Origin of the sequence: Burkholderia sp. Ac-20353 (genome assembly GCF_017104785.1) — a bacterium.
Classification (GTDB): domain Bacteria; phylum Pseudomonadota; class Gammaproteobacteria; order Burkholderiales; family Burkholderiaceae; genus Burkholderia.
In genome coordinates, this window is sequence record NZ_JAAGPL010000532.1 from 1 (window position 1) to 907 (window position 907).

2 pseudogenes are annotated in these 907 nt (G+C 74.4%); both read left to right on the forward strand.

From position 1 onward, the window contains the following. Positions 1-424: pseudogene (locus tag G3N94_RS41780) on the forward strand (branched-chain amino acid ABC transporter permease); the annotation flags it as partial. Then, positions 417-907: pseudogene (locus G3N94_RS41785) on the forward strand (branched-chain amino acid ABC transporter permease); the annotation flags it as partial. The pseudogenes G3N94_RS41780 and G3N94_RS41785, both read left to right, overlap by 8 nt.

Here is a 907-nt window from a genome sequence, read left to right on the forward strand (position 1 = left end):
GCTCACGCATCGCGCGGCCGTCGAGGCGCTCGGCTACGACGTACCGCGCCTGATGACGGGCCTGTTCGGCGCGGGCACCGCGCTCGCGGCGCTGGCCGGCGTGATCGGTGCGCCGCTCGCGGTGATCGAGCCCGCGCTTGCCGAGACGGTCGGCTCGATCGTGTTCGCGGTGGTCGTGATCGGCGGGCTCGGCTCGCTCGGCGGGGCGTTCGCCGCGTCGCTCGCGGTGGGCTTCGCGCAGACCTTCGCGGCCGCGAGCGACATGTCGTTGCGCGACGTCGTGCAATGGACGGGCGTCGTGCTGCCGGACAGCGTCGCCGCGGTGACGGTCGCGCAACTCGCGCCGCTCGTGCCGTACCTGCTGCTCGTCGCGGTGCTGGTCGTGCGTCCGCGCGGACTGTTCGGCGAGCGTGCCGATGCGTAGCTGCACGCGCGCGGGCCTGCTGCGCTGGGCGCTGTTCGCCGGCAGCCTCGTGCTGCCCGCGTGGTTGTGGCCGCACGGCGGGATGCTCGGCTATCTGTCGCAGATGGCCGCGCTCGTCGTGCTCGCGCTGTCATACAACCTGCAGCTCGGCACGACCGGCCTGCTGTCGTTCGGCCATGCGGCGTTCGCGGGCCTCGGCGCGTTCGCGGCCGCGCACTGGTTCAACCGCTTCGGCGGCCCGCTGCCGCTGTTGCCGCTCGTCGGCGGCGTGGCGGGCGCGGGCTTCGGCCTGTTGTTCGGCATGCTCGCGACACGCCGCGCGGGCACTGCGTTCGCGATGATCACGCTCGGCCTCGGCGAGTGCGTCGCGGCGGCCGCGTGGAGCATGCCCGCGTGGTTCGGCGGGGTTGGCGGCGTGTCGATCGATCGCGCGAGCGGACCGCCGGTCGGCGGCTGGCAGTTCGGCGCGCCCGCGCACGCGTA